The organism is Larkinella rosea (assembly GCF_003858635.1).
Taxonomy (GTDB): Bacteria; Bacteroidota; Bacteroidia; order Cytophagales; family Spirosomataceae; genus Larkinella; species Larkinella rosea.
Genome location: NZ_RQJO01000016.1, coordinates 250066 through 271726 on the forward strand (window position 1 = coordinate 250066; position 21661 = coordinate 271726).

Annotated in this window: 11 protein-coding genes; 6 read left to right on the forward strand and 5 right to left on the reverse strand. The window is 53.4% G+C overall.

Annotated elements, in window-relative coordinates:
* The first annotated feature begins 62 nt into the window (after positions 1 to 62).
* The 6 genes from EHT25_RS31025 to EHT25_RS31050 all read left to right on the forward strand — a co-directional run bounded on the left by EHT25_RS31025 (position 63) and on the right by EHT25_RS31050 (position 11682).
* Positions 63 to 653 (forward strand): RNA polymerase sigma factor, encoded by a 591-nt coding sequence (locus EHT25_RS31025; RefSeq protein WP_124879340.1) that lies wholly within the window; start codon positions 63 to 65, stop codon positions 651 to 653.
* 190 nt (positions 654 to 843) lie between these two features.
* Positions 844 to 1965, forward strand: coding sequence for a FecR family protein (locus tag EHT25_RS31030; RefSeq protein ID WP_124879341.1), 1122 nt, complete (start codon positions 844 to 846; stop codon positions 1963 to 1965).
* A gap of 177 nt (positions 1966 to 2142) precedes the next feature.
* Entirely contained in the window at positions 2143 to 5673 is a 3531-nt protein-coding gene (locus EHT25_RS31035) for a TonB-dependent receptor (protein ID WP_124879342.1), read from the forward strand.
* Positions 5674 to 5697: 24 nt separating this feature from the next.
* On the forward strand, positions 5698 to 7197 hold the full coding sequence (locus EHT25_RS31040; protein WP_124879343.1) for a RagB/SusD family nutrient uptake outer membrane protein: 1500 nt from the start codon (positions 5698 to 5700) through the stop codon (positions 7195 to 7197).
* Between the two features lie 78 nt (positions 7198 to 7275).
* Entirely contained in the window at positions 7276 to 9270 is a 1995-nt protein-coding gene (locus tag EHT25_RS31045) for a glycoside hydrolase family 97 protein (RefSeq protein ID WP_124879344.1), read from the forward strand.
* Between the two features lie 24 nt (positions 9271 to 9294).
* Positions 9295 to 11682 carry a discoidin/SUN/FTP domain-containing protein gene (locus EHT25_RS31050; protein ID WP_124879345.1) on the forward strand — a complete coding sequence of 796 codons (2388 nt, stop codon included), beginning with the start codon at positions 9295 to 9297 and terminating at the stop codon, positions 11680 to 11682.
* Positions 11683 to 12156: 474 nt separating this feature from the next.
* Here the strand turns inward: EHT25_RS31050 and EHT25_RS31055 are convergent, their stop codons facing one another.
* The 5 genes from EHT25_RS31055 to EHT25_RS31075 all read right to left on the reverse strand — a co-directional run bounded on the left by EHT25_RS31055 (position 12157) and on the right by EHT25_RS31075 (position 21569).
* A complete protein-coding gene (locus tag EHT25_RS31055; protein WP_124879346.1) occupies positions 12157 to 13767 on the reverse strand; it encodes an amidohydrolase family protein in 1611 nt (536 codons plus the stop codon).
* A 110-nt stretch (positions 13768 to 13877) separates the two neighbouring features.
* The gene (locus EHT25_RS31060; protein WP_124879347.1) at positions 13878 to 15479 is read right to left on the reverse strand and encodes a S10 family peptidase; all 1602 of its coding nucleotides are present in this window, start codon (positions 15477 to 15479) and stop codon (positions 13878 to 13880) included.
* A 60-nt stretch (positions 15480 to 15539) separates the two neighbouring features.
* Positions 15540 to 17048 carry a S10 family peptidase gene (locus EHT25_RS31065; protein WP_124879348.1) on the reverse strand — a complete coding sequence of 503 codons (1509 nt, stop codon included), beginning with the start codon at positions 17046 to 17048 and terminating at the stop codon, positions 15540 to 15542.
* Positions 17049 to 17112: 64 nt separating this feature from the next.
* Complete coding sequence (locus tag EHT25_RS31070) at positions 17113 to 18504, reverse strand: RagB/SusD family nutrient uptake outer membrane protein (protein WP_124879349.1); 1392 nt, start codon at positions 18502 to 18504, stop codon at positions 17113 to 17115.
* Between the two features lie 8 nt (positions 18505 to 18512).
* Positions 18513 to 21569: a SusC/RagA family TonB-linked outer membrane protein gene (locus EHT25_RS31075; protein WP_124879350.1), complete on the reverse strand. Its 3057-nt coding sequence runs from the start codon at positions 21567 to 21569 to the stop codon at positions 18513 to 18515.
* Between the last annotated feature and the right edge of the window lie 92 nt (positions 21570 to 21661).

Here is a 21661-nt window from a genome sequence, read left to right on the forward strand (position 1 = left end):
CCCAAAATCGAGCTGGTATTTATAAATAAAATGCGTTAAAATTGCACGAATTTAGTAGCCATATGCACCCAAGGACGAACAGCGAAAAACGGACGGAAGAAGAATCGCTTCTCTGGACGGCTTTGCGCGCCAGTGACCGCAATGCGCTGGGGAAGTTGTTCGATGCCTATGTGCGGGAGTTGCTGACGTATGGCTACCGGATGTCCCGGGATATGGCCTTGACGAAAGACGCCGTTCAGGACGTTTTTGTCGATCTTTGGGCCTACCGCGAAACGCTTTCGCCCACCGTTGAGGTGCGGTTTTATCTCTATAGCTGCCTGCGAAGAACGCTGCTCAAACAGTTGAAAAACCGTCAGCCGTTGTCTACTGATTGGGCCGAAGCCGAAATGAACAGTGAGCCTTCCGCCGAAACCCAATGGATGGAGTCGGAAACGGGCGACCAGCAACGGGCTCAGATTTCCAGCGGACTTCAGGCCTTATCAAACCGGGAATACGAGGTCGTTTCGCTGAAATACTATACAGGTCTGAAAATCCGCCAGATTGCCACGCTGTTGAACCTGAAAGAGCAAACCGTTGCCAACACCCTGCAAAATGCCCTTTTGAAACTGCGCAAACACCTCGTCCACCTCCTTTTCCTGTACCTGCTTTTTTAATAGTTTATTGTTTCTAGGTTGAGTTAACTGTATATAAATCAATACGTTAATTCAAAACTATAAGCACTAAACTATAAACTAACTTTTTACCAATAACTTTTTTGCAAAAAAGTGCTTTCCTCTTTGGTAGTAAACTAAAAACCGGCTCTCTGTACTTAAAATAGGATAATTATATCCTGATTTCGTATCAATGAGCAACTATTTGCCCTATACACCGGAGGAATTTGCGACGGACGATTATTTCATCCACTGGGTGCTTTCGACCGACCTGGAAGCCGAGACGTTCTGGCAAAACTGGCTGGAAACGTACCCTTTCAAGCGCAACGAGGTGGAAACCGCCCGGCAACTGGTACTGGTTGCTCATCAACTGCCGGAACCAACCCTGCCCGACTCCGAGATCGCGGCCTTAAAGCAGTCGGTCTTCGATCGCATCGATGCCGATGAACCGTCCCAAACCGTCGTTCGTCCGCTGCTTTCCCGATGGTATTGGGCAGCCGCCGTTCTGGCCGGTTTAGTCAGTTTTGGCAGTTGGTATTTTATGACGCAGGAACGCGAAACCAAAGCCGAATACGCTCAACTGGTGAAGCAGGCGACCGAAAAATACGACCTGGTTGAAGTGGAGAACCAGACCAAACCAACCCGTCTGATTGTACTGCCGGATGGGAGTTCTGTCTTGCTAAAAAAGGGCAGTAAACTGTCTTATCCCACGTATTTCAACCGGAATGTCCGGGAAATTTACCTCACGGGCGAAGCATTCTTTGAAATTGCCAAAGATCCAACCCGTCCTTTCTACGTGTTTGCCAATGAAATCGTTACGAAAGTATTGGGAACAAGCTTCAACGTGAGGGCTTTCCCCGACGACAAACGTATACAAGTTACCGTTAAAACCGGTAAGGTTTCCGTTTACGAAGCGAAAAGCCCCGAAGCTGCGCACCAGGCCCAAACCCGTCGGCTGGAAGGCCTGATTCTGAACCCCGGCCAGAAGGTAGTTTTCTCGAAAGAAGCCAATCAGCTGGAAGCCAACGTGGTGAAGCAAACCGTACCACCGGTTTCAGCCAGGCAACCTGAAACCATTCAGGAAATGGCCTTTGAGTACGATGAAACACCGGTCAGCCAGATTTTTAGCCAGTTGGAAAAGACGTATTCCATTCGGATTGCGTACGATCACGAGCGGCTCGGCAATTGTCCGGTGACGGCTTCGCTGACGGATGAACCGCTGTACGAAAAGCTGAAACTGACGTGCCGGGCCATTCGGGCGCACTACGAGATCGTGAACGGCGAAGTCGTCGTAACCGGAAAAGGCTGCAACTAACTCATAACAACCCTTTATCTATCCTAAACCTTTAACATAATGCCCGTATGAAGTAGCGTGCCGCATCAAAGGAAGGGCGTTGAAAGTGCCGTTTCAACGCCCTGAAAATCCCACCTCATCGTGCCGGATGAGCCGGATTTGTATTGTCAAAATGGCTAGATTTTAACAATCAAAAGTATGAAGAAGAAACTACAACTTCAGCATTGGTGTATCAAAATGCTCAAACTAACCCTGTACCAACTCCTCCTGCTGGGGCTGTGCATCAACCTCGCTTCGGCCCACGTCATCCGGGCTCAGAACGTGCTGGATCAGGTCGTGAGCCTGAAAATTGTTGACCGGAAATTCAAGGATGTGTTGCAATTGCTGGAAAAGAAAACGACCGTTAAATTCGTCTACAGTTCCCGGGTTATCGACGTCAACCAGCCGGTTTCGCTGATCGTGACGAACAGCACCATGCAGGAAACGCTGGAAAAACTGTTCCGGCCGCTGCGAATTCGATATGAATTATCGGGCCGACAGATTATTCTGGACCGTATCGAAACCGGTTTTTTGCCGGCAACTACGGCTCCTCTGGAGAGAAAACAGACGGATAATACCGTTACCGGAAAGGTATCGGACGAAAAAGGAGACGGTTTGCCGGGCGTCAGCGTGCTGCTAAAAAACACCACGCAGGGCACAGTGACGGATGCCAGCGGGCAGTTCCGAATTCAGGTTCCCAACGCATCGGCCACGCTGGTTTTCTCCTTTCTGGGCTACGAAACCAAAGAGATTATTATAGGCAATCAAACCACATTGGTGGTTCAGTTGACGCCCGGTTTGCGGTCGTTGAATGAAGTGGTGGTGGTGGGTTATGGAACCCAGACGAAGCGGGAAGTAACGAGCGCCATTTCCAAAGTCAATACCAAAGAATTGAATGAATTGCCCGTAGCCGAAGTCGGACAAGCCTTGCAGGGCCGCGTGCCGGGCCTGACCGTTACCAACGTCAGTTCACCGGGAACAGCCCCCAATATCCGCATCCGGGGTGTTAGCTCGGTCAGTTTTTCGACCGATCCACTGTATGTCGTGGACGGTTTTCCGACCACCAATCTGGCGAGTTTTGATAACAAGGATGTTGAATCGGTCGAAATCCTGAAAGACGCCAGTGCCGCAGCTATTTACGGATCGCGGGCGACCAACGGCGTCATCCTGCTGACCACCAAAAAAGGGCAGAAAGACAGCAAGCTCCGGGTCAACGTCGACTCGTACGCGGGGGTGGAATCGGCCTGGCGGCTGCTCGACCCGATGAATACGGACCAACGTAACCGCTTCATGGACCGCATGTATTCGGGCGACAACCTCGAAAATGCCCCCGCCCGCCCGAGTCGCTATACGGCCACCGAAATGAATAAACTCCCCTATCCCGGCGCAACCCAAACTTACGGCCAAACCAACACCAACTGGCAGGATCTGTACTTCAAAACCGGTTTTCTGACGAACAATAACGTGTCGGTTTCGGGTGGCAGCAAAACCTCGACGTTTTACAGCTCGGCGGGGTACATGAAGCAGGAAGGCATTGTCAAAGGAGTTGGTTTTGAACGGTATAACTTCCGGGTGAACTCGACGCATGATTTAGGTTCCCGGTTTACGTTCGGGCAAAATCTGCTGGTGGCTTACACCAATCAGCTTTACAACAACGCCGACGGCCAGACCGGCGACCAGGGCACGCCCCTTTCGCTGCTGCAATTTGCGCTGCCCCACCTGCCCGTCAAAGACCCCAACACCGGCATCTGGATCAAAGCCGGGGGCGACGCCATCGACGGCCACCCGTTCCCAAATCTGATTGCCGACATTGAAAACATCGTCTTCAAGCGGAAAACCGTCAAGATTCTGGGAAGCGCCTTCCTGGATGTGAAACTCCTGGAGTCGCTGAAATTCCGGAGCACGTTCGGGATGGACTACGCCAACGGTCTGGAAGACGGGATCGATCAGAGTTATACGGTGAACGACGGACAGAATATTTTCAAAACCAACGACGGTCTTTCCAGCATCACCAACAACCGGAACGCGTATTCGTCCCTGCTGTTTTCGGAGCAACTGACCTACGACAAAACCTTCGCGTCGGCCCACCACCTGAACGCAGTCGTCGTTTTCGAAGGGCAAAAGACCTCTATTCGCACGGAATTGATGACCGGCAAACAGTCGAATCCGGCCATTAAAACGCTCAACGGGGCCACAAACATCAGTGCGTTGAACACGATTGAGGAAAACCTGCTGCTGTCGTACGTCGCCCGGGTTGGGTACGCCTACAAGGGCAAGTACATTCTGAACGCCAGCATCCGGCGCGACGGCTCGTCGGTCTGGGCACCGGGCAACAAATACGCCAACTTCCCGGCGGCTTCCATTGGCTGGAACGTGAGCGACGAACCGTTTTTTCAGAAACTGGCGGTTTTCTCCGACCTGAAACTCCGGGCCAGCTACGGCGTTACGGGCCTGAATCCGTCGGCGCTGAGCAACTATCCTTGGCAATCGCTGATTTACAATTCGTCGTATCCGTTCAACAACAACACCGTCGTCAACACCGCTTTTTACAACAAGCTGGCCAACCAGAATCTGGAATGGGAAAAAACGAACCAGTTCAACGTTGGTCTGGATGCGAGTCTGTTCCACAACACGGTTTCGCTGACGGCCGAGTATTTCGACCGTGTAACCGACAACCTGATTCTGAAAGCGCCAACGCCCCCTTCCTTCGGCTACGTACAGTTTACGGACGTCAACATCGGAAAAATGCAGAACAAGGGCTGGGAACTGCAATTGGGTTACCGTGCACCCCGCAAGCGGGATTTTAGCTGGGGCATCAGTGGAAACATCAGCCGGGTCCGCAACAAAGTCCTGCGGCTCGATTCGCCAAGCGGAGCCATTTTCGGGGGTGATGGCAATTACTTCTCCAGCTGGGGTGTTCCCGTGACCCGAACCGTCGCGGGCGACCCGATCCAGTCGTTCTACGGCTGGGATTTCGACCGGATTTACCAGACCCAGGCCGAGGTCGATGCCGATAATGCGGCCGCCCGAACCAAAACCGGTAGTGCGAATGCCTATTACCAGAACCAGGCAACGGCTCCCGGCGACGTGCGGTTTCGCGATCTGAACGGCGACGGTTTTGTGGATGACAAAGACCGGAAAGTAATCGGATCGTTTCTGCCCAAGTTTACGTATGGCATGAACCTGACGGCTTCCTACAAGCATTTCGACCTGTCGATTCTGTTTCAGGGCGTGCAGGGCGGTGACATTTACAGTGGGATTGGCGTGTACGCCGGGGCCTTCCGGTGGCCGTTGGGCGGTAGTTTAGCCGCCTACGAAAATGCCTGGACCAAAGAAAACCCGAGCACTACCAATCCACGCATCAAGTGGAGCGATCCGAACGACAACTCCCGGGTGTCGTCCCGCTGGTTGCAGGATGCATCGTACCTGCGGCTGAAAAACATCAACATCGGCTACGAGTTACCGGCGGACGTGCTGGCGGCCAAAACGAACGGAGCGATTTCGAAATTCAGGATTTACGTAGCCTCGCAGAACCTGCTGACCCTCACCGGCTACACACTGGGCTACGATCCGGAAATTGGCATGAAAATCGGCAGTAACCGGGGTGCGGGCAACCTGACCAACGGCATCGACTACGGGCAGTACCCGGCGGCCCGTTCGTTTTCAGTGGGTTTGCAAATCGGTTTTTAACTTCCAACGATAGACATCACTTCCATGAAAAAACAGACACTACTCATCGGACTGATCGGCTGGTTTATCGGGCTGAGCAGTTGTGAAAATAGCCTCGACAAGGTCAATCCGAATGCGGTCACGGCGGAAACGTATTTTAAAACCAGCGCCGAATTGTTAAAAGGCGTCAATGCCGCTTACACGACCCTGAACGGCAGCTACCTGGTCGGCGACGCCTACATCTGGCTGCACGATTTGCGCTCGGACGATTTTGTGGGCACGACCCTGGCCGACGACCGGGGCGAGATTCTGCGTGGAACGCTGGGCGTCAACAATTCCTACACCGAGCGGGTCTGGAAAGGCTTTTACATCGTTATTCACCGCTGCAACGTGGTCATCAACAACACCATTGCCAGCGACCCGGACGATCCGTCGGGCCAGCTTAAAAACCGGGTGGTGGCCGAAGCCAAGTTTCTGCGGGGATTGGCGTATTTCGAACTCGCCAGCCTGTGGGGCGGGGTTCCCTTGATTACCAAACCGGTAACCGATTTTGGCGGTTTTGTGCCCCGATCGACGCAGAAAGCCGTGTATGAAGCCGCCATTCAGGATTTGAAAGACGCGGCAGCCGCCCTGCCCCCCACCTACGAAGCCGCCGAAAACGGACGCGCCACCAGCGGAGCAGCCAACACGCTGCTGGGCCGGGCGTACCTGCAACTAAACGATTACGCCAACGCCAAAACCGCCCTCGAAAAAGTCCGAAGTTCGGGTTTATATGCCCTTTCGCCGACCAGCACGGAGAACTTTCAGGAAGAAACCGAATTCAATAAAGAGTCGGTTTTCGAGTATATTTTCGCGCCCTCACCCTCGGCTGCCGAAGACGAAGGCGACGATTATGCCCAGGGCCAATACCGCGAATCGACCAACGGAACCCGGCAGTACGACATGAATACCGGCAACGGAATTGTACTTCCTTCGCCGGGGCTCAAAGGCGAGTTTGAAACCGGTGATCCGCGCAAAAAAACAACGATTTACGAAGTGGGTGATCAATGGGCCGGGGGCGTGATGACCCAGGAATCCTGGAAAAAATACACCCTGAGTTACAAGAATGCGACGCCCGGTAACGTGACCAGCGCCCTTAACCGCCGGATTCGCTACGCCGAAGTGCTGCTGATGCTCGCCGAGTGTGAAAACGAAGCCGGAACTGCCCAGGCCGCCATCGCCCGACTGAACGACATTCGAAACCGCGCCGAACTGAAAACCGCCGGTCTGCCGACCTATCCCAACGCCAAATATCCCTGCAACTCGAAGGACGAAATTCTGAAAGCCGTCATGCACGAAAAGCGGGTGGAACTGGCCGGTGAACAGGTTCGGAACCGGGACATTCTTCGCTGGCGGGCGGCCGGAAAACTGGCGCTGGCGGGTGGAGACCCAATTCCGTATTTCCAGGCTAATAAGCACGCATTATTACCGATTCCCCAATCCGAAATCGACCGCAATACCGCCCTGGGCTCGGGCGGGGTGTCGGCGCAAAATCCAGGCTATTGATCCACACCATTGAAAAACCGCCTTTGAGCAGACCGAAGGTTTCAGCGGCAGGCTTAAGGCGGTTTTTCTTCCTTGATTATGAAACCTACTCGTATAAACCAGTATTTGATTAGCCTTTTCGGAATACTGAGTTTCTTGCCCGGCTTCACGCAAACCGTTACTACCCAAGACCTTAGTTCGCCCGACCAGGCCCTGAAAGTTTCGGTTAGTCTCGGCCCGGCCATCACCTACCGGGTTTATTACCAGAACCGGCTGATCGTTGCATCCTCCGAAATCGATCTGGTTTTGCAGGATGGTCAAAAGCTGTCTGCCCGAGCCGGGAAACCCAAGTTTACCACCCGGCAAAACCGGGGTCAGATTGTTTCGCCCGTTCCGGAAAAACGGAAGGTTATACCGGATGTTTATCAGGAACTTACGGTTGATCTTCGCAATTCGTTCAGCCTGATTTTCCGGGCGTACAACGACGGCGTGGCTTATCGGATCGTTACAGCATTTAAAGACAGTATTACCGTCAAAAACGAAACCGCCCGGTTTCAGTTTCCCGAAAACCACCGGCTGTATTTTCCGGAAGTCGTCAAGCGACCCGACCAGGATCGGTACCACACCAGTTTTGAGGAAGTGTACAGTTTCAAACCGCTGGACAGCCTGAGCAGCCGGAACCTGTTTTTTACACCGGTTTTGGTCGCGCCGACGACCGCACCCAAAATTGCCCTGACCGAATCCGATCTGGAAGATTATCCGGGCATGTTTCTCACCGGAACCGGCTCTAAAACCATGCAGGGCGAATTTGCTCCCTATCCGCTGGACGAAGCCATCGCGGGAGGTGAATATTCCCAAAAATACGTAACCCGACGAGCCGATTACATCGCCAAAACCGCCGGAACCCGCAGCTTCCCCTGGCGCGTCCTGATCGTCGCTCCACATGACAGGGATTTACCCGGCAATGATTTGGTGTACCGGCTGGCGTCGCCTTCCCGCGTGGCCGATGTTTCGTGGGTGAAACCTGGCAAAGCGACCGACGAATGGATTATCTCCTCGAACCTGTTCAACGTGCCGTTCAAGAGCGGCATCAATACTGAAACCTACAAGTTTTACATCGACTTCGCCAAACGGTTTGGATTCGAGCGGATTATGATGGACGCGGGCTGGAGCGACACGCAGGATCTGTTCAAAATCCGGCCCGAAATCAACATGGATGAAATCATGGCCCACGCCAAAAAGCAAGGCATCGGCGTCAGCATGTGGACCTTGGGGATGACGCTCGAACGGCAGCTCGAACCCGCCCTGGAGCAATTCAACCGTTGGGGCGTGGATTTTATCATGACCGACTTCTTCGACCGCGACGACCAGAAAACCGTTCGCTTGTTTCAGAAAATCGCCGAAGCCTGCGCCCGGCACAAGCTCATGATTATGTTCCACGGGGCCTATAAACCGGCCGGTTTTAACCGAACCTACCCGCACGCCGTGGCCCGCGAAGCAGTGCTGGGTTCGGAGTTCAACATCTGGAGCAACAAACCCTCGCCCGACCACAACCTGCTGCTGCCCTTTATCCGGATGCTCAGTGGCCCGATGGATTACGAACCGGGATTGCTCGCGAATGCCACCCCCAAAACCTTCCGGCCCATCGGTGAGAATGTGATGTCGATGACCACACGCTGTCAGCAACTGGCGATGTTCATCGTCTACGAAAGTCCGATTCAGTTTTTTTCCGGGAATCCGTCGCAGGGCCTGGCCGAACCGGCTTTTATGGAACTGATGGGCAGTATTCCGACCACCTGGGATACGACCCGGGTGCTGGACGCCCGCGTGGGCGATTACCTGATGACGGCCCGTAAAAAGAATCAGGACTGGTTCGTGGGTGCCATGACCGACTCCACGGCCCGCGATCTGACGCTTTCCCTTGATTTTCTGGGTGAAGGTACCTACGAAGCTGCCATTTGCGAAGATGGCGTGAATGCCGATCGCTACGCTTCCGATTATAAATTATCGACAAAAACCGTCACCAAAAAGGATGTTCTGCCGGTTCATCTGGCGCCGGGGGGCGGTTACGTCGTCCGCTTGCGAAAGAAATAACTCCATTCGATAGTCTTGTTCAACATGATGCGCCTGATTTGCTGCCTGTTTGCTTTTTTTATACTCACGTCCGTTTACGCTCAAACCGACAAAACCGTTTATCCCGGAGCCGATGAAAAAACGCCTTCGATGGCGATGTATTTCGACTGGATCAACCGAAACTGGAACGGCTCCAATGAGCAGAAAACATTGAAAAACCTCGGCTTCTTCGGCTGGATGAAACGGCAATATGGCATGCAACTCGACGTATTTCTGCTCGATGCCGGGGTGTTCGACAACGGGCCCAACTGTTCGTCGACACCGAAAGAAATGGCCTACGGCAATCTGAACTCCCCCTGGTTCCGAAAAGCGTATCCCAACGGGTTCAAAACCATTGCCCAACGCGCCGACAGCATCGCTACGCGCCTGGGCTTGTGGATTGGTCCGGACGGTTACGGCAACACCCCCGAAGAAGCCCAACAGCGCGTGGACCTATTGGCGAATCTCTGCCGGGATTACCGGTTCAAAATTTTCAAAATGGACGCCTGTTGCAGCGATTTGCGTCCCGAAAAAGAACTGTACTTCATTGAAGCCATGCAAAAAGCCCGGCGGTATTCGCCCGATCTGATCGTGTTGAATCACCGCATTTCACTGAGTGAGGAGGCTAAAAAATACACGACGACCTTTTTGTGGGAAGGCAAGGAAACGTACATCGACGTCAATAATTTCAATGATGCAACGGCCATTCACCACCGGCAGGGAAACATGAAGCGCGGATACCCGCCCAACCTGCTGCGCCTGACCGAAGACCACGGCATCTGCCTTTCCTCGGCACTGGATTTCTGGGAAGACGACCTGATTTTGCAGGCATTCAACCGCAGCCTGATCATGGCGCCCGAGATTTACGGCAATCCCTGGCTGCTGCGCGACGACGAATTTCCGACCCTGGCCCGCATTTACAACCTCCACCGGCAATACCGATCCATTCTGACGGAGGCCATTGCGTTGCCTGAAACGGATTACGGGTACAAGGCGGTTTCCCGCGGAAACGCTACCACCCGGTTTATCACGTTGCGGAATCTGGGCTGGACCAGCGAGATTCGGTCTATGCATTGCGATAGCTCCATCGGTTTGGGACCGGCTCCGCGTTTCACGGTCAAGCAGATTCACCCGACCGAGAAGGTCATCGGCGTTTTTGAGTACGGCAAATCGGTGCCGGTGGAGGTTCAACCGTTTCGGTCGGCCCTGTTTATGATAACCGCCGAAGATACTGATTTTTCGATTTCCGGAATTGACTACAAATTGATCAATGACCAGCCCGGCAAACCGCTGGTGATTCAGCTACTCGGACAACCGGGGACAACGCATACCGTTCAGATTAAAACAGGAAACCGGGCGTTCACCAAAGCAACGCTGGATGGAAAAACCGTTGACGCTATCGATTCCGGGATGAAGGTGACGTTTCCCGGAAAGTTACAGAAGGATGCTTCGCACCGGAAAACGGGTACGCTTTCGCCCATCCCAATGCCATCAAACTACCGGGCGGTTTACGAAACGATGTGTTTTGCCAACGACAACAATGCGCTGGAAGTGCGCAGTCTGGCCCGTGCGGGGAAAACGAAATATCCGGAAGTCCAGGCCGCCCGCGACGCTTTTTTCAACGATCCGACGTTTGTTCAAACCGGATCGTGGGATCGCTACGCCTTTGATGGCGATACTGGCACGGCCTTTAACGCCTACGCCAGTACCTACACGAAAGGCGTCATTCAGCCCGGCGCCCTGCGGATCGATTTGCAGCATCCAACGCGCATCGACCAGCTCGTTCTCCGCCAGATTCCCGCTGACTACCAGCCCGGTTCGGTTGCTTTTTCCAATGATCTGGTTCGCTGGCAGTCGGCAACGGTGAAACGAATCGGGAGCACTTTATACCTGACGGTTCCGGTGGGCGGACCATATCGGTACGTAAAAATGGCAAATGCCCCGTTGTCTGTTCGGGAAATTGAGGGATTTTACAAAAATCGAAAACTCCCCGCAAGCGCATGGAAAGCCAGCAATCTGTTTGAAAAGGAGAAAGAAGCGAAGCTGGCCTGGGCGCATTCGTTTTCAATTGCCGAAGCAGATTCGGGCAGTTATCTGGCCCTGGCCGTACCGGGCAACTACAAAACCGAGGGACTGTTCGCGGCCATCCGCAGTGGAAATGAAGTCATCGCTCCCACCGACCGGAGCCCGTCATTTCCGTACAACAACTGGGAACACGTCGATACGGTCGATGGACATGTGACCTTCTATTTCCCGCTTAAAAACCGCCTGCTGAACCAGCCGTTAACGGTAGCGTTATTTTCAACGGACGGAACTTTGACCACACTCCAACCGACCCTTTGGCTGACGACGTACCCAAACTCCTTTCTGAAGAAAGAATTGATTTTGGAATAAATAGCCGGGCAATAGTGATCGTAACATTAAACCTGTTCAGACTACTGGAAACGATCCCCACTCGTTTGCTATTTGATGATTCGATCCCACAAAATTCAAACTCTGTTGGGAATCTTTTCCAGTAAGCTGAACAGTATGGTCGTCAGCCAAAAGTGGACTTGCTACATTTGACTGGAGGGATTTTTTAGGCAGGTTTGAGCCAATGCTAAAATTTGACTACTATTAAAAGCGGGTTCAATTTGGTACAGACCACCAAATCCAAAATTAAGGCTTCCGAGAAACGAATGTTGAGGGCTTTTTGAACTTACTTCTTGACGCATATAGAACTCCATTTCGATGCGGCTACCCAGTTCAATTGATTTTTCTAAAAATTAACCCTAAACAGATCTTGTCATAGGATACCTCCGACGAACTGAGTGAAAGTAAACGTGGTTTTCAACCGATCACGTACTTTGAGGAGTGTGATATACCACCTCAATTGGAAGGAGGTTTCATACCGGGCTGGGTAATGATAAAACCGGTTTTGGCTTTTTCGTCCGCGACCATTTTCTTCACGTCGGACAACAGCTTTTTGGCGTCGTAGACAACGCCGTCCTTGACGGTATATTTTACGCCACCGACCCGAATCACTTCGTTTTCTTTTGTCAGTTTGATGGCGCCGGTTCCGTACAGAACCTGCAGGTTCGTCAGTGGATTTTCCTCAACAATCACCAGATCAGCCAGCTTCCCGATTTCGACACTGCCCAGGTCTTTGTCAATCCCGAGCGATTCGGCTCCGTTCAGCGTCGCGGCTTTGATGACTTCCAGCGGGTGAAAACCGGCTTCCCGCAGCAATTCCATTTCCCGGATAAACGCAAAACCGTAGATTTCGTAAATGAAACCCGAGTCGGTGCCCGTCGTTACCCGCCCGCCCCGGTTTTTATATTCGTTCAGAAAAGCCATCCAGAGCCGGTAATTTTCTTTCCACTGAATTTCCTGCTCCGTTCCCCACGAATGCCAGTACGAACCGTGCGCGTTCCAGCTCGGCGTAAAGAACGTCCAGACTTTCGGCATCGTGTATTCTTCGTGCCACTCCGCCCGCCGAGCCCGCATCAGGTCGCGATTGGCTTCGTAAATGTTCAGCGTTGGCGACAGCGTAAACTTCAACGCAATCAACTCGTCCATTACTTTGTTCCACTTCTCCGTAAAAGGCGCAGCGGCCTGTTTCCACAGCGTTCCCGCTTCGCCAAACCGGTCTTGCTCGTTGGTGTAATTGTAGTCGAGCGAATAATTCTGCACGGTGCGGTCGGCAAACAGGGCTTCGGGTAAACCGTACCAGTGTTCCAGTGAATTCAGACCAGCCCGGGCGCTGTTCATGACGTTCCAGCGGCCGACATCCGTCTGCGAATGGTGCATCATCGAGCGCAATCCCATCTTCTTGTTTTCATCGAGTGCCGCCGTCATGATGTCCGGAGCAGCCCCGAAAAACTTAATACCGTCGGCGCCTAGTTTTGCATTGTTCCGGACCCATTGCCGGGCCTGTTCGGGGGTAGAGATGGGCGTTGGACTTCCTAAACCGAAACGCGTATACGCCCGGATGCGCGGGGCGGTAATCTGATTTTTGTTACTCTTTTCCCGGGCGTCGATCGTCCAGTCCAGGCCGTTCATACTCCCCGGTTCGGCAATGGTCGTCACCCCGTGCGCCATCCAGAGCTTGAACACGTACTCAGACGGGGTTCCCCGGCTTCCCGACCCAATGTGGGCGTGGGTATCGATAAAACCGGGCATGATGTACATCCCGGCGGCATTCAGTTCTTTTCCGCCCGGTTTGAGTTTGGGCCGCCGTTGCGGATCGATGGGTTGCACTTCATTGCCAACGGTGACAATATTCGTGATGCGGTTTTTCTCGATAACAATGTCAACCGGCCCGAGTGGGGGCGATAAGGTGCTGTTAATCAGAATCGCCGACCGAATAATAAGCTGCTCGTACGGTCCGTCGCCCTCAGACTTCTCCAGGGCTTTCAACAACGTTGTCTGGCCGTAGACCCGCGACGTCAGCAGCAGGCCGAGCCCCCAGATGGCTAGTTTCAGTAAATAATTTTTCATCTTGCTGTATCGTCTCGTTCAGCCGGAATTCAATAAAGCCCTCTGAAGAACCAGGAAATCAGTACCTTCAGAGGGTTGGGAAACAGGGGTTGCAAACCGCCGTGAGCGGTTTAGGGAGCCATCGTATACTTAGCCGGTTGCCCGGCTTTTGGCGTCGATTTTTTAATAAAATTGCGGATGTCTTCGTTGGCCGAAACCAGATCTTCCTGCCGCAAATACATCATGTGACCACTGCGATAGCCCTTCCATTCCATGCGGTTTTTGAGTTTCCCGCTGGGGTCCATCTGCCACATGTTGTATTGCGCGTTGAAATAATCACAGGCACCGTCGTAGTAGCCAGACTGCACCAGCAGATTCAGGTACGGATTCTGAGCCATTGCCTGCCGCAGGTTTTCGCCGGTATTGTCGGCGTTTTCACCCGTGCGCAACCACGGTTGTACCGGACCGAACATGTAGTATTTCAGATCGGTTTTGTAGCCGAGTACCTGCCGGAAATAATAGTTGATCGGCGGGGTGAACGAATGCAGCCATGACGTCAGCTCAGCCGCGTACTCCGGACGTTCGCCCGCGCCCTGGCTGTCGATCCCCAGGTAGCGCGAATCCAGCCGACCCACGGTATAACCGCGATCCCGCAACAGTTCCTTCCAGAAAAAAGACGACGGAATGTTCAGGTTGTGTTCCAGCACCACCTTTTCCGACAGCCCGGAATACATCGCAAATTTGGTGGCCACCTGCTTCCGCTTCGCCGGATCGACAAAACCGCCCATCGTCAGGGTTGGAATCAATTCGTCGATGGTGAATTTCTCAACTTCCGGTAGCAGGGCCACCAGGTCTTTCTTCTGCAAATCAGCGCTTAACGCCTTGTGGTACCAGGCTGTCGCGGAATAATACGGCAGCATGTTGGCGGCCGAAACCGGTCCCCGGCGTTCGATCCCGAGGTTGGTCGGCGACACCAGAATGACGCCGTTGATGTACATCCAGTTGGCGTTTTGCAACTCCAGCGCCAAACCCGAAACCCGTGTCGTTCCGTAACTTTCACCAATCAGATACTTGGCGGACGACCAGCGGTTTTTCCGGCTGACAAACGTACTCAGCCAGTCGGCCAGGTACTTGATGTCGGCATTGACGCCGAAGAATTTCGACTTCGGAATGCTGTTGTTCGCCGGGCGGGAATAACCGGTATTGACGGGGTCGATGAACACGATGTCGGCCACATCCAGAATTGAGTTCGGATTGTCCTTGATCGTGTACGGTTGCACCGGATAACCTTCGCTGTCGATGTTCAGCAGTTTAGGCCCGGTATAGGCCATGTGCATCCAGACCGACGCCGTACCCGGCCCACCATTGAACGAAATCACCAGCGGACGGCTCGCCCGATCTTTTACATCCGAGCGTTCGTAATAGGTAAAAAACACCCCGGCAATCGGTTTGCCGTTTTCGTCCCAGACCGGCTGCGTACCAACGGTGGCCGTATAGGGAACCTTTACCCCCTTGATGGTCACGGTATTGGAGGTTGTGATGGTCGAATCCATCAACAGCTTCAGGTCGTTGGGGCCGGGCTTTGGAGAATAGTTTGCACCGCCCGGTGTTGGAGCGGGTGCGCCAGCGGCCGGACTGGGCGGCCCACCGGCTCCGGGCCGTCGTTGTTGTTGGGCCAGCGTGAACGAAGCCGTGGTGATTCCGAGTACTAAGGCAATTATAATTCGCTTCATGGACTTCTTTACAGGTTAAAAGTAATGGAGTACAAACCGTTGAGACATCTGACCGGATCCTTAGCGGCTGCCGCCCGCTTCCGTGTATTTGGCGGGTTGTCCCGGTTTGGGCGTGGTTTTGATGATGAACTGACGGATATCTTCGTTGGACGTAACAAGATCTTCCTGACGCAGATACATCATGTGACCACTCCGGTACCCTTTCCAATCCAGCCGATCTTTCATTTTGCCGCTCGGATCGATGTGCCACATGTTGTATTTCGCATTGAAATAATCCGTCGCTCCGTCGTAATAACCCGACTGAATCATCACGTTCAGGTACGGATTCTGGGCCATGGCCTGCCGCAGGTTTTCGCCGGTATTATCCGCGTTCAATCCTTCGCGATCCCACGGGCGGGTTTGCCCGGCGATGTAGTATTTCAGATCGGTTTTGTATTTGAGGTGCTCGCGTAAATAGGTGTTGATAGCGGGCGTAAAGGTGTGCTGCCACGACGTATTTTCAGCCGCGTAATCGGGTCGTTCACCCGCCGTTTGTCGATCGATACCGAGGTAGCGGGAATCCAGCCGGCCCACGTTGTAGCCTTTGTCCCGCAGCAGTTCTTTCCAGAAATAGGAGGTCGGTATAGCCAGGTTGTTTTCGGCGACCACTTTTTCGGACAAACCCGAATACCGGGCCACTTTGGAAACGAGTTGTTTTTTCTTTTCCGCATCCAGAAAACCGCCCCGGGCCAGCGCCGGAATCAATTCATTCACCGTAAATTGCTCGACTTCGGGTAAAACGGCATTCAGGTCTTTCGATTGCAGATCTTTTGGCAAGACTTTGTGATACCAGGCCGCTGCCGCAAAATACGGTAGCACGTTTCCGGCAGCAACCGGGCCTTCCCGTTCCAGACCAAGACCCGTGGGCGACACCAGAATGACGCCGTTCAGGTACATCCAGTGTACATTTTGCAGCTCGAGCGCCAGTCCCGAAACCCGCGTGGTTCCGTAGCTTTCACCGATCAGATACTTCGGTGACGGCCAGCGGTTTTTCCGATTCACGAAAGTCGCAATCCACTCCGACAGGTACTTGATATCCGCGGTTACCCCGAAGAATTTTGACTTCGGAATCGAGTCGTTGATGGCCCGCGAAAAACCGGTGTTGACCGGTTCCACGTAAACAATGTCAGCTACGTCCAGAATCGAGTTTGGATTGTCTTTAAAACCGTACGGCTGAACCGGATACCCTTCGTCATCCACCAAAACCCGTTTCGGACCGGTATAGCCGAGATGCATCCAGCAGGAAGCCGCGCCAGGCCCCCCGTTGAACGAAATAAACAGCGGCCGCGTCGTTCGGTCGGTCACATCCGAACGTTCGTAATACACGTAAAACAGGGAGGCAATCGGTTTACCGTTTTCATCCCAAACCGGCTGATTACCAGCTGTGGCCGTATACGGAACCACCTTGCCTTTGATCGTAACCTGGTCTTTGGTCGTTACGTCGGCGTCAAGTTTAAGGGTACGGTTTTGTGCGAATGCCACCGTACAGGCAACAAAGCACAAGAGGAATAAGGAAATCGAGTGTTTCATAAGTTACTGTGAATCGGAAACGGGTTTTGTCGAGGTAACTGGGAACTAGTTGAAAACAAACTGATTAACGGTACACTTCATTCTGCTGGATGTTGGTATTGGTCCGAACTTCGGCAGACGGAAAAGGCAGCACCTGCCGACCCGCGACCTTGATGGAATAGCTTGGCAAACTTCCTTTCGACCGGCGCACATTGGAGAAAACCGTCATGCCCAGTCCGCGCCGGATCACATCGAACCAGCGTTGGCCTTCGCCCACAAATTCCAGTTTGCGTTCCTGCAAGATGGCGGTAATCAGATCGGCTTTGGTGCTGGCGGTCGTTTTGGCAATGCCCGCCCGGGTCCGTACGGCGTTGAGATCATCGGCGGCACCGGTCACGTTGTTTTGCTCCGCCCGCGCTTCGGCCCGGATCAGGTATTGCTCGGACATTCGAAGCAACTGGAAATTGTCGGCGTTCTGAGCCGCACTCCATTTGGTGGGGTAATACACGTTCGCGGTGGTATTTTTGGCCACCAGCGTACCCCGGACATCCGCCGGATTGGCCACCATTTCAGCATACATGGCATCGTGCAAAGCCGTGCCGCCCCGACCATTCTGGCTCGACGGATAATACCACTGCCGAATACCCTGCCCGTCGTTCTCGTTGAACTGGAGTTCAAACAAGGTTTCGGCGCTGTTTTTCGTCTTGAAAATCGTTTCGAACGGCGTGTTCAGCGGCTTATTGGCAATGGCATCCGTGGCGTATTTCTCGGCGTTGGCCCACTGCTGGTTGTAGAGGTAATAGCGGGCCAGCAAGGCTCGGGCGGCCGGTTTGGTCGCTTTGGCTTTGGACAAAACCGCCGTCGCGCGGGTTTCGGGGAGTTTAGCAAGGGCTTCCACCAGATCCTTTTCCGCCTGGTCGTAGGTTTGGCGCAACGTACTTCGCTTGGCGTAATCTTCCTGCGAAATACCGACCGAAGGCGTCAGTTTGATGACCGCACCGTCCGTACCATAGACATTCGGAACACCGCCCCAGAAACGGGCCAGGTCAAAATACGCGAGCCCCCGGACAAAATACGCCTGACCCATCATGTCATCTTTATCCGCCTGGGCAATGGTCATGCCCGGCACGTAGGCAATGATGCTGTTGGAAATGTCGATGCAGCGGTAGAGGGTCGTATACAAATCCTCGACTTCGGAATTATCGGCTCCCCAGTTGAATTCATCGGCCGCGATGAGCGCGTCCCAGGTATCGATCTGCTGCGACATGTCCGAGGCTACGTCGCTGATGACCTGAACGCGCCACTGGTAAACGATTTGCAGGTTATTGTACAGCCCGTTGACAACGCCCTGCGCGCTGTTCAGGTCAGTAAAAGCCTGGTTGCTACTGATTTGGGCCAATGGCTCAATCTCCAGAATGCTGTTGCAGGACGAAGCCGTGGCGATGAGTAATAAAGCGGTTAGTATCTTCTTCATCATACTGAGAATTAAAATGTTAGATTGATCCCTCCCATCCACACACGCGGCTGCGGCATAACGCCCTGATCAACCCCCTGAACGGTTTCGGAAGGACTCACCGATACTTCCGGGTCCAGACCGGTGTACTTGGTAAAAGTCAGCACATTCTGACCGGAAGCATACACCCGGACGTTTCCGGCCCCAATTTTGGAAGCGATCGTTTTCGGGATATTGTAACCCAGCGTCAGGTTTTTCAACCGCAGGTATGACGCATCTTCCACGTGCCGCGAGGGCCGGTAGTTGATGTCGTAATTGACGCGGGCCATACGCGGAATGTCGGTTACATCACCCGGTTTTTGCCAGCGATCGAGTTGCTGGGCACTGTACCCCGTGGTCCGCTCCCCGCCGTGTTCGAAGAAATAGCGGTTGTAGTTGAAGACGTAATTCCCGTAGCTGTATTGAAAAAAGGCCGTCAGGTCGAAGTTTCCGTACTTGAGGGTATTCGACAAACCGCCCTGAAAGTCCGGCCAGGCACTTTTACCGATGATAAACCGGTCGCGGTTGATGTTGAACTTGCCATCTTCACCGGCCCGCCAGATGATGTTACCGGTTTGCGGATCAACCCCTTTCTGCTCATGCACGTAGAACGAAAACAGTGGGTAGCCTTCCTCAATCCGGATGTAATCCCGGGTGAACGCGCTGATCGGGGCTGCCAGTTTTTTCACCAGGTTCTTGTTATGGGAAATGTTGAACGCGATGTCCCAGGTTAGTTTATTCCCCACATTGGGCGACGCGTTGATGCCTAGCTCAAAGCCCTTGTTCTCCATCGCTCCGTAGTTCTGCAACAGCACGCTGTAGCCGGTCGAACGGGGTGTGGGCACTTCCAGCAGCATGTCTTTCGTCTGCTTGTTGTAGTAATCGAAGGTGAAGCGCAGTTTGTTGCTGAGTAGCGCCATATCAAACCCGATGTTAAACTGAGCGGTGGTTTCCCATTTCAGGTCAGGGTTCGCTAACTGGATGGGGTTGAACCCCGGATAATTGACGTAAGCGGCCGATCCGCCCGAACCCGGTGTGGGCCCTCCCCCACCGCGCAGGCCACCGCGCTGACCACCCCACAAACCGAGGGAAGCAAAGTTGCCGATACCGCCCTGGTTCCCGGTAACCCCGTAGCTCATCCGCCATTTAAATTCGGAGATGGCCTTAAACCCTTTCATAAAGTTTTCTTCCGACATCACCCAGCCGACGGAAGCGGACGGGAAGAAACCCCAGCGATGGTTAGCCCCAAACCGTGACGAACCATCGTACCGGAAGTTACCCGTGAACAAATACTTCTTGTCGTAGTCGTAATTGACCCGGCCGAAGAATGACGCAATGCTCCAGGCCGTCTGATCGGCGTTGGAATTTTTAACGGCAGCCGCAGCAATGGTCCGGAAACTGTTGCTCGGAAAACCGCTACCGGTCGCCGACGAATAGTTGTTGACGTTTTTCTGAATCGTGGTTCCGGCCAACAGGTTGAAATTGTGTTTGTCGGCCAGTCGGAACTGATACGTCAGTACGTTTTCGTTGATCCAGTTAAAATCATGCACCACGCTGCTCGTTGCCGTACCGCCAATGTCACCGGCACCCGCCACCAGGTTGGTGTTGGAATACTGGTTTTCATTGATGTAGTTATTGTCAATACTCCAGTTGGTCCGGAAAATCAGGCCGTTGGCAATCGTCCAGTCGGCAAAGAAGTTACCAATAATCCGATCCGTCGTCATGAGGTAATCGGTTTCATTGGCGAGGGCCACCGGGCTTTCCCAAACCGGTCGGTTGTAGGTACCATCCGCGTTATAAATCGGGATGTTACTCGGATAAAAGAACGCATTGGCTAACGCCGAACTGGTGTTGTTCCCGTTCTGAACCCGGTTACGCTGGCTGTTGGTATACATGATGCTCGTACCAAACCGCAACACGTCGGAAGCGACAAAGTCGATGTTGGCCCGGAAGGATTTCCGGTTAAAGAGCGTCGGTTTGATCAAGCCTTCCTGCCGGAAATTATTGGCCGAAACCAGGTATTTCACCTTTTCGTTGCCACCGGAAATCGACGCATCGATGTTATACAGCCCGCCATTTTGCATGATTGGATCGAGCCAGTTCGTATTGATAGCCGCATCGGGATTGGCATAAGGCGCCTTAAAAGCTACTCCCGACGGGTTGAGAGCCGTTACCGAACCGTAGGTATCCGACCAGTTATTGGCGGCCGCTTCGTTTTGCAGTTTTTCAAACGTCGGCCCATCGACGCGGAGTTTGTTGGGATTACGCCAGGCGGAGGAAGTGCCGCCGTAGAACGAAATCGCGACTGTCGGCTTACCGGATTTTCCGCGTTTCGTCGTAATCAGAATCACCCCGTTGGCGGCCCGCGCTCCGTAGATGGCCGTTGCCGACGCATCTTTCAGGATTTCCATGGATTCGATGTCGGACGGATTGATATCCGAAAGCGGATTCGTGGGTGAGCCAAACGTGGTACGTGCTAAATTCTGGGAAACAATGGGAACACCGTCGATGACGTACAGCGGTTCCGAACTGGCGTTGATGGACGTTGCTCCCCGTACCCGAACCATCACGCTGGTTCCCGGCTCACCCGAACCGGCACTGACCTGAACACCCGGACTCCGACCCTGCAAAATCTGATCAGGACTCGGGCTCGGAATGTTTTTGATCTGGTCGGCACTTACCGTCGAAATTGCCCCGGATACCGTCCGGCGGTTCTGCGCTCCGTAGCCCACCACCACCAGTTCCTGCAAGGTCTTGGCCTCGGTTTCGAGTGTTATCGTGTAAACCGTCTGACTCGTAACCGGCACCCGAAACTTCTGATACCCGACGAAAGAAGCCACTAACGTCGCTCCGGACGGCACCTGCAGGGTGAATTTTCCGTCAGCATCGGTTTGCGTTCCCTTCAATGTTCCTTCGATCACGATCGATACCCCCGGTAACGGCGAATTGTCCTCTTTCGCCATCACCGTTCCTGAAATGGATTTATCCTGCGCATAAACCAGCCAGGCGTGACAGAATAAAAACAAAAACCATAGTAGTTTAGCCTTCATAGACAGTACGGATTTGGGTGTTGGTTAAGCAAAGAAAAGCAACATTTTAGTACTCAAAATACCCTCAAACCCATTCGGCTAATATCTATTTA

Bases quoted from the DNA above. Each gene is read 5' to 3' on its own strand.
- EHT25_RS31025 (WP_124879340.1), top strand. From the start codon at position 63: ATGCACCCAAGGACGAACAGCGAAAAACGGACGGAAGAAGAATCGCTT.
- EHT25_RS31030 (WP_124879341.1), top strand. From the start codon at position 844: ATGAGCAACTATTTGCCCTATACACCGGAGGAATTTGCGACGGACGAT.
- EHT25_RS31035 (WP_124879342.1), top strand. From the start codon at position 2,143: ATGAAGAAGAAACTACAACTTCAGCATTGGTGTATCAAAATGCTCAAA.
- EHT25_RS31040 (WP_124879343.1), top strand. From the start codon at position 5,698: ATGAAAAAACAGACACTACTCATCGGACTGATCGGCTGGTTTATCGGG.
- EHT25_RS31045 (WP_124879344.1), top strand. From the start codon at position 7,276: ATGAAACCTACTCGTATAAACCAGTATTTGATTAGCCTTTTCGGAATA.
- EHT25_RS31050 (WP_124879345.1), top strand. From the start codon at position 9,295: ATGATGCGCCTGATTTGCTGCCTGTTTGCTTTTTTTATACTCACGTCC.
- EHT25_RS31055 (WP_124879346.1), bottom strand. From the start codon at position 13,767: ATGAAAAATTATTTACTGAAACTAGCCATCTGGGGGCTCGGCCTGCTG.
- EHT25_RS31060 (WP_124879347.1), bottom strand. From the start codon at position 15,479: ATGAAGCGAATTATAATTGCCTTAGTACTCGGAATCACCACGGCTTCG.
- EHT25_RS31065 (WP_124879348.1), bottom strand. From the start codon at position 17,048: ATGAAACACTCGATTTCCTTATTCCTCTTGTGCTTTGTTGCCTGTACG.
- EHT25_RS31070 (WP_124879349.1), bottom strand. From the start codon at position 18,504: ATGATGAAGAAGATACTAACCGCTTTATTACTCATCGCCACGGCTTCG.
- EHT25_RS31075 (WP_124879350.1), bottom strand. From the start codon at position 21,569: ATGAAGGCTAAACTACTATGGTTTTTGTTTTTATTCTGTCACGCCTGG.